This window comes from Candidatus Zixiibacteriota bacterium (genome assembly GCA_026397505.1).
Classification (GTDB): domain Bacteria; phylum Zixibacteria; class MSB-5A5; order GN15; family PGXB01; genus JAPLUR01.
The window spans coordinates 1-8,118 of the sequence record JAPLUR010000030.1 but is presented as its reverse complement, the minus strand read 5'-3'; the positions used below and the strand labels follow the sequence as shown (position 1 = coordinate 8,118).

4 protein-coding genes are annotated in these 8,118 nt (G+C 49.6%); all 4 read left to right on the top strand.

All coding sequences use genetic code 11. From position 1 onward, the window contains the following. The coding region (locus NT002_01385; protein MCX6827925.1) for a hypothetical protein at nt 1-239 on the top strand (239 nt) is incomplete at its 5' end. A 255-nt stretch (nt 240-494) separates the two neighbouring features. Beyond that, nucleotides 495-3,134, top strand: a complete 2,640-nt coding sequence (locus tag NT002_01380) for a hypothetical protein (protein MCX6827924.1) — start codon at nt 495-497, stop codon at nt 3,132-3,134. Between the two features lie 70 nt (nt 3,135-3,204). Further along, nucleotides 3,205-5,811 carry a hypothetical protein gene (locus tag NT002_01375; protein MCX6827923.1) on the top strand — a complete coding sequence of 869 codons (2,607 nt, stop codon included), beginning with the start codon at nt 3,205-3,207 and terminating at the stop codon, nt 5,809-5,811. Nucleotides 5,812-5,885: 74 nt separating this feature from the next. Further along, nucleotides 5,886-8,118: hypothetical protein (locus tag NT002_01370; protein MCX6827922.1), on the top strand; the 2,233-nt coding region annotated here is incomplete at its 3' end.

The following is an 8,118-nucleotide window of genomic DNA, read 5'->3' as shown; positions in this document are numbered from 1 at the left end:
GTGTTCGACGAATTCATTTCACCAATCTGCCCCACAAATGCAAGATAAGGATATTCACTGTCGATGGTGACCTGGTCAGAGTAATTGACCACAATTATGCTCCGGATTCGCCTCGCAGCATGCATGACGAATGGGATTTGATCACTCGTAATACCCAGGCAATTGTGTCCGGTATTTATTACTACTCGGTCGAATCCGAATCGGGCAATCAGATAGGCAAAATAGTCATCATTATGTAAAAATTTCAGCCGTGGGAGCAGGAGAAAACCTCCTGCTCCCCATTTTCGCCTGCCGTCTTCGGCTTCCCGCGAATAACTCTTCTATTGATTCAATAATTTCTGCGCGGAAGGGGTTATATTTCTTGCTATTAGATGGAAAATTGCTTAGATTTTTGGATTAAATTTGCTCGAGTCAGTGAAAAAAAGGCTTAAATAAGAATGGATGTTGTTGCGTCCTTTGGATTAGTAAAGATTAGAACTTTTTGTGAGAGAATTATGGAAAGAATGAAAATGAAACGGGCAATCCTCACCGTTGCTTTTCTCATGCTAACCTTTCTTGCCGGACCAACCTTCGGACGTGCATATCGCGATATTTCCGAATTGCCCTTACTGGCCGGCAAAACCTCAGCCCAGGTCCCCAATGCTTTAATCGCCGTCCATAACATCGGCAAAATCGGCATATCGGTTACAAATCAGGGGCATTTTGGCTCTGGATTCGTCGTCTCTGCGGTCGATCCGTTGACCGGTCTGGCCGCCCCTTCCTGTGTTTATCCTTATCCCGGGCGATGGAATTATCTATTCGCCGGGGCTTTTTGGATTGGAGCCGTAGTCGGCCGAGATACCCTGGTCTCGGTGGGGGCGGATGGCTGGGCCTTCACTCGCGAAATGTGGCCGGATGCAAGCATGAGTTCTGATCCAACCAACCCCTACGACAAGAGCTATATCAAATACCGTTCCATAAGCAGGGGCGATTCCGGGGCAGTTTCGGAACAGGATATTATCTCCGCTTATACTGATACTGTCACTAACCCCTCTTATGTGGCGATAGATGGATTTGACGGCCGGCCCCATACTCCCCTTAACATCGAAATTACCCAGCGCAGTTTTGCCTGGAGTTATTCCTATGCCGAGGATTTTGTTCTCTTTGATTATTCTATTAAGAATATGGGCTGGAAAAAACTTAATCAGGTCTATATGGGGTTTTATGTTGATGGCGATGTCGGTCCCTTGGGAGGCGATATTACTGATGCCACGGATGATATTTGCGGCTTCAAGAGAGATATTCCCTCGCCCACAGGCTGCGGCTTTGTCGATACTATCAACATCGCCTGGATATCCGATAATGACGGAATTACCACGGCGGGACAGCAGTTGACCTGTCCCTCCGGCTTTGATGTTACTTCTGTGACCGGGACACGAGTCGTTCGGACCCCTTCAGACTCGCTCAAATACTCTTTCAACTGGTGGATTTCGAACGGCGACCCTTCCCTTGATTTTGGTCCGCGAAAGGCGGGAACACCCGATGACCCGTTCAGGGATTTTGGCGGCTTTCTGGGAACCCCCGAAGGTGACCGGAACAAATATTATGTCATGCGCCATGAGGAATTTGATTACGACCAGCTTTTTTGCGCTCAGGATCATACGGCCGATGGGTGGCTCCCGCCCGGACCCCAGGCAAATGACTTTGCCAATGGTTATGACACCCGCTATCTCCTATCGTTTGGTCCGTTTGATGTCTCTCCGGGAGAGGTCTTGCCGATCAGTTTCGCTTATGTTGCGGGAGCCAGTTTCCTTACGGAATGCGATGCCTTCCGAAGATTATTTAATCCCCAGTTCCCTGACGCTTACAATAATTACCTCAATTTTGAGGAGTTCGGGAAAAATGCGACCTGGGCCTCGTGGATTTATGACAACCCCGGCTATGACACTGACGGCGACGGGGATAAAGGGAAATTCCGAATCTGTGTCTATGATTCCAGTGTGTCTTTTGATACTGTTACCGTGGATCCTCTGGTTGTAGAGACTACGGTTGTCTATCTCAATGCCGACACCCTGTATTATCGGGGTGACGGAGTCCCGGACTTCCGGGGTGCCTCCCCCCCTCCCCCGCCGGTTCTTCGCGTCCTGCCGCGGGTAAACAAGTTTAATGGAGGTGAACTGCGTATTCGCTGGAGCGGGCTGCGCTCGGAAACGGAAAAGGATGTTTTCAGCAACCGGGTCGACTTTGAGGGATATCGGGTCTATCAATCACTGTCCTCCAAAGCAGCCGAATTCGTCATGGTCACTTCATTCGACCGGGATGACTACAATAAATATATCTGGAACCGCGGCCGAAGTCTTTATCAATTGAAAGACCAGCCCTATACCCTGAATTCGTTGCAGGCTCTGTACGGTGAATCCTTTGACCCTTTACGTTATAACCGAGATAATCCATTCTACTGGAAAGACTCAGCCTTCTACTTCAACGCCCAGGATTGGAATCAGTCGAATCTCCTCGATACCAACTCCATCCATAAGCTTTATCCTGATGCGCCTTATCCGTCGACTCTCAATCCCGATACGGCCAAAATTCATTATCCGGAAGAACTCACCGAAGAAGGGTATTTCAAGTATTTTGAATATGAATACACGCTCAGACATTTGCTTCCCTCGCAATTAAATTATGTTGCGGTCACGGCCTTTGATTATGGTTCACCGGGAAGCGGCCTGGAGTCACTGGAAAGCCCGCCTTCGGCCAATATGGTAGCCGAATATCCGCAGAATCAGACCAGCGTTGTGGAATCAAAGGGTCTGAATGTCGTCGTTTACCCCAATCCTTACCGGATTGACGCTCACTATCGAAGTGAGGTGGGCGGTGGTTTTGAGGGACGCGGCGAGGAAGATAAGGGTGATGAACGGGTCCGACGAATTCATTTCATTAATTTGCCTCATAAATGCAAGATAAGGATATTCACTGTTGATGGTGACCTGGTCAGAGAAATTGATCACGATTATACTCTGGATTCACCGCGCAGCATGCATGATGAGTGGGACTTGATTACCCGTAACACGCAGTCGGTTGTTTCCGGCATTTATTACTACTCGGTCGAGTCCGAGTTTGGTAATCAATTAGGCAAGATTGTTATTATTATGTGATTGGTTGGTATTCAATAGGGTCCCGCGCCTATGCTGGGCGGGACCCTATTATTAGAGCAGCACACCTTGGATGAAATATATATTACTTCTTGCGGGATTATTGCTCACACCTTTTCCGGCGTTCCCTTTTCTTTCCCCCAAGCTTAATCCCTACGAACGGCCGCCCTCCCGTTTATACAAGGAAGCACTGAACGATATCCCCAATATTGAGATTGGAGTGCACACTGTTGGGAATGTCTGGATGACCGTCACCAATATTGGCCAGTTTGGAACAGGATATTTGGGAGCTCTGCTCGACCCGGTGACACAGCAGCCCGCCACCTCATGCATCTTTCCGGCCAATTCCAAGATCAATTATCTCTATGTCGGTGCCTTCTGGATTGGAGCGGTGGTCGGGCGGGATACGCTGGTGTCTATCGGTGTCGATGATTACTATTCGGTAATTGAATTTTGGCCTGATCCGGCGCCACGCGGTGAGATTGTTCGCCGGTCGATTCAGTCAACCAATCCATTCTACTCCAGGCAGGCCGTATCAGAACAGGACATAATCGCCGTTTATACCGACACCTTAACCGATCCCGGCCGGGTTAATGTCGATGCCACTGACGGACGCCCTCATATCCCTCTTAATATAGAGGTCTCTCAGAGAAGCTATGCCTGGAGTTATGACTATGCCAGCGATTTCATTCTGTTCGACTATTCCATTAAGAATATCGGTCGCAAGCTTCTTGATCAGGTCTACATGAGTGTTTATGTCGATGGCGATGTTCATCATACCTCGATATGGGGTGATGAGGCATATGGCGAGGATCTGTGCGGCTTCAAAAGAGATTTTCCTTCAGGCGGAGCCTGCAATTTTATCGACACCATTAGAATCGCCTATATTATGGACAATGACGGGGATCCGACTCCGCAGTTTACCTGGAGCCCTACCTCGGCCAGGGGCGCAGCCGGGGTACGGGTAGAGCGAACCCCTTCCGACTCCCTTTCTTATTCGTTCAACTGGTGGATTACTAATTACAATGCCGCCACTGATTTTGGTCCGAGGAGAGCCGGTACACCCGAAGACCCTTTTCGCGACATGAACGGTATCCTTGGTACACCGTTGGGAGATCGAAATAAATATTATGTCATGCGCCATCAGGAATTCGATTATGACCAGCTTTTCACCGGCATGGACCAAACGGCCGAGGGCTGGCTGCCGCAGCCGGAAAACGCTGCTGGAATTGCCAAGGGCGGCGACGCCCGATATCTCCTTTCTTTCGGCCCTTTCAATATTCATCCGGGCGAGGTACTTCCAATCACTTTTGCCTGGGTTTGTGGTGACAATGTTCATGTCGGCCCGAAGGATTTCCTCTTATACTTCAACTCCTCGCAACCTCAGCTTTATTACAATAAACTCGACTTTTCCGACCTGGCGCTCAATTCCCGATGGGCTTCCTGGGTTTATGATAACCCCGGCTATGACACCGACGGCGATGGGTACAAGGGGAAATATCGCATCTGCGCTTTGGATTCCACTTTCACCTTTGACACCATTCAGATTGAGCCGCCCGTCATTGAAACATCCGTCGTTTATCTGAATGCCGATACCTTATATTACGAAGGAGATGGGGTTCCCGATTTCCGCGGTGCGTCTCCTCCTCCCCCGCCGGTTCTCCGGATTTTCCCTCGCATCAATGCCTTTAATGAGGGTGAATTGCGTGTACGCTGGAGCGGCCTGCGCTCGGAAACTGAGAGGGATGTGTTCAGCAACCGGGTTGATTTCGAGGGATATCGCGTCTATCAGTCACTTGCGCCCGGTGCTGACCAATTTGTCATGATCTCTTCATACGATAGAGATGACTACAACCGTTACATCTGGATTCGCAATCATGAACGTTATGAATTGCGTGATATTCCTTTCACTCTTGATTCAATCCGCACCCTGTACGGTGATTCTTTCGATCCTCTGCGATATGACCGTGATAATCCATTTTATTGGAAAGATTCGGCTTTCTATTTCGCCCGTCAGGGATGGAATCAATCCGATTTGACAGATACCAATCTGATACATAAGCTTTACCCCGATGCTCCATATCCGACCACTCTCAATGTCGATTCGGCCAGGCTATACCATCCCGAGGAATTAACGGAGGCTGGATACTTCAAATATTTCGAATATGAATACACCCTGAAACATCTGCTTCCATCGCAGTTGTACTATATAGCGGTGACCGCTTTCGATTACGGTTCCCCCGGCAGCGGCCTGGATGCTTTGGAAACCGCCGTCTCGGCCAATATGGTGGCGGAGTATCCTCAGAACCAAACCAGCCGCGTCGAATCAGGGGGGCTGAAGGTCGTGGTCTATCCCAATCCTTATCGGATTGACGGCAACTACCGGGACCAGAATGGCGGCGGTTTTGAAGGACGCGGCAATGAAGACCTGCCGGATGATCGTGTTAGGCGCATTCATTTCACGAATCTGCCCCATAAATGCAAAATAAAGATATTTACCATCGATGGCGACCTGGTTCGAGAAATAAATCATGATTACGCTCCGAATTCGCCGCGGAGCATGCATGATGAATGGGATTTGATCACCCGCAACACACAGGCCGCCGTATCCGGCATCTATTATTACTCGGTTGAGTCCGAGTACGGCAACCAACTGGGTAAAATAGTCATAATTATGTAGTCATCCAACGTATAAGGACATACATGAACTCGCTCTACAAACACTTAATATTTCTAATCTGCGTGGCTTCCTCTATGGTTCAAGCCAGAAGTCTCTACGAGCAACAACTGCCGCAGCTTAACAAGGGAATTGACAGTATTCCCTATGTCACGGTGGCGGTGCACGACGTAGGGAAAATAGCCCTCACCGTGACCAACTACGGCGTTATCGGAAGAGGCTCCCAGCAGGCTATTCCCGACCCTCTGACCGGGGAAAGCGTGCCTTCGCTGAGTTACCCCAAAGGGTACGGCCTGAGCTATCTATTTGAGGGAGGCTATTGGGTAGGCGCCATCGTCGGGCGCGATACTCTGGTTTCCACCGCCTGCGGCGCCGATTATGAGGTTCGCGAATTCTGGCCGCCAACCTATCCTTCGGGAGACATTCAGTACCATTCCATAAAGGATCAGGAGGCTCCCGAGTATTATGGTGCCATCTCTCAACAGGATTATTCGGCCATTTTCTTTGATACCATGACCAACGCTAGGTATACCGGTTACGACTACTATTCCCGCCGCTGGCATCGACCTCTGCATATCCAGTTCACGCAGAATAGTTATGCCTGGGGCTATGATTATGCCGAGGACTTCGTGATTTTTGACTGCAAAATCATCAATGTCGGCTTTTATGACTTAAAAAAAGTCTACATCGGTATTTATATGGACGATGATGTCGGCCGTGATTTCCGTTATGTCGGCTTTGATGACATTTGCGGTTTCAAAAGAGCGATGCCCTCACGTTATATTGCGGGGTTGATCGATACTGTCAATATTGCCTGGGCCGCCGATAACGACGGCGATCCTGACCCTGTCAGCGGTAATTTCAGCGGCTATTTCTCCCCCACGTCCATTGTCGCCACCCGCATCCTGCGCACCCCGGCTGATTCCGTCAGTTTCAATTTTAACTGGTGGGTGTCCGATTATGACCCCAGAAATGACTGGGGTCCCCGCCGGGCGGATACGCCGGATGATCCCTTTCGTTCTTTTGACGGCTTTCTAGGAACGCCGGTCGGCGATATGAATAAGTACTATATGATGAGTCATAAGGAATTCGATTATGATCAGACGGAGACCGCCTATGATCATCGCAACGAAGGATGGCTGCCCCCGCCCGCCGATGCCGACCGCATCAGCTATGGAGCCGACATACGATATGTCCTTTCCTTTGGCCCGTTTGACCTCGATCCGGGGGATATCGCTCCCTTTACTTTCGCGGTGATAGCCGGACAGAATTTCCACCGGGGATACAACTTCACCGATCTCGGCCTTAATTCCGTCTGGGCCGGCTGGATATTCGATAATCCCGGCGTTGACACCGATGGCGACGGATATAAAGGCAAGTACCATACTTATTGCCTCGATTCGGTTGTGGCCGGTATCGATACTATCTTCTCCCCGATCGATACGACATACGACACCAGTTGGTACTGTCAATACGGCGACACCATTTATTATGAGGGTGATGGGGTTCCCGATTTCCGCGGCGCCGCACCCCCACCCAGCCCTAAGGTCCGTTTGTATCCAAGGATAAACAGTTACAATGAAGGCGAAATTACGGTACGCTGGAACGGGCGGATTTCCGAGACAACACTCGACCAGTTCAGCCAGCAGCTCGATTTCGAAGGATACCGCGTCTTTACATCGCTCACAGGGCGAGTCTATGATTATACCCTGCTGGTTTCTTATGATGTCGAAAATTACGACCGCTGGGAATATGACATCGACCTCAAGAGCTGGATTATTAAAAGTCAGCCGTTTGATATGCGACTCTTAAGAAATATCTATGGCGATAATATTGGACCCTCCAAATATTATGACTCCGATCACCTGTTGGTGTTTTTTAATCCCCGCACCCGGCGCAATGAGTCCTGCTTTTTCACCCGTCACGATTGGAACCAATCGGATCTGACAGATACGACTAGAATCCACAAGTTATATCCTGATCAATCATTTCCATCCACCTTGAATATCGACAGCGCCAGAATGTTTTATCCCGATGAGTTAACCGAGGAAGGGGAAATGAAATATTTCGAATACGAATATACTATGAGACATCTGCTCCCTTCCCAGCAGTATTACGTTTCGGTGACGAGTTTCGATCAGGGCTTTCCTGGAAGAAAACTACGTCCCATGGAAACGGATCCCACCATGAATGCCCAGCGTGAATTCGCCCAGAATTCCAGCGACCTGGTCATCCAGAAAGACATCGGCGTCATCGTCTATCCCAATCCGTATCGTATCGACGGCGGTTACCGCGAGCGGTTCGAGGGAT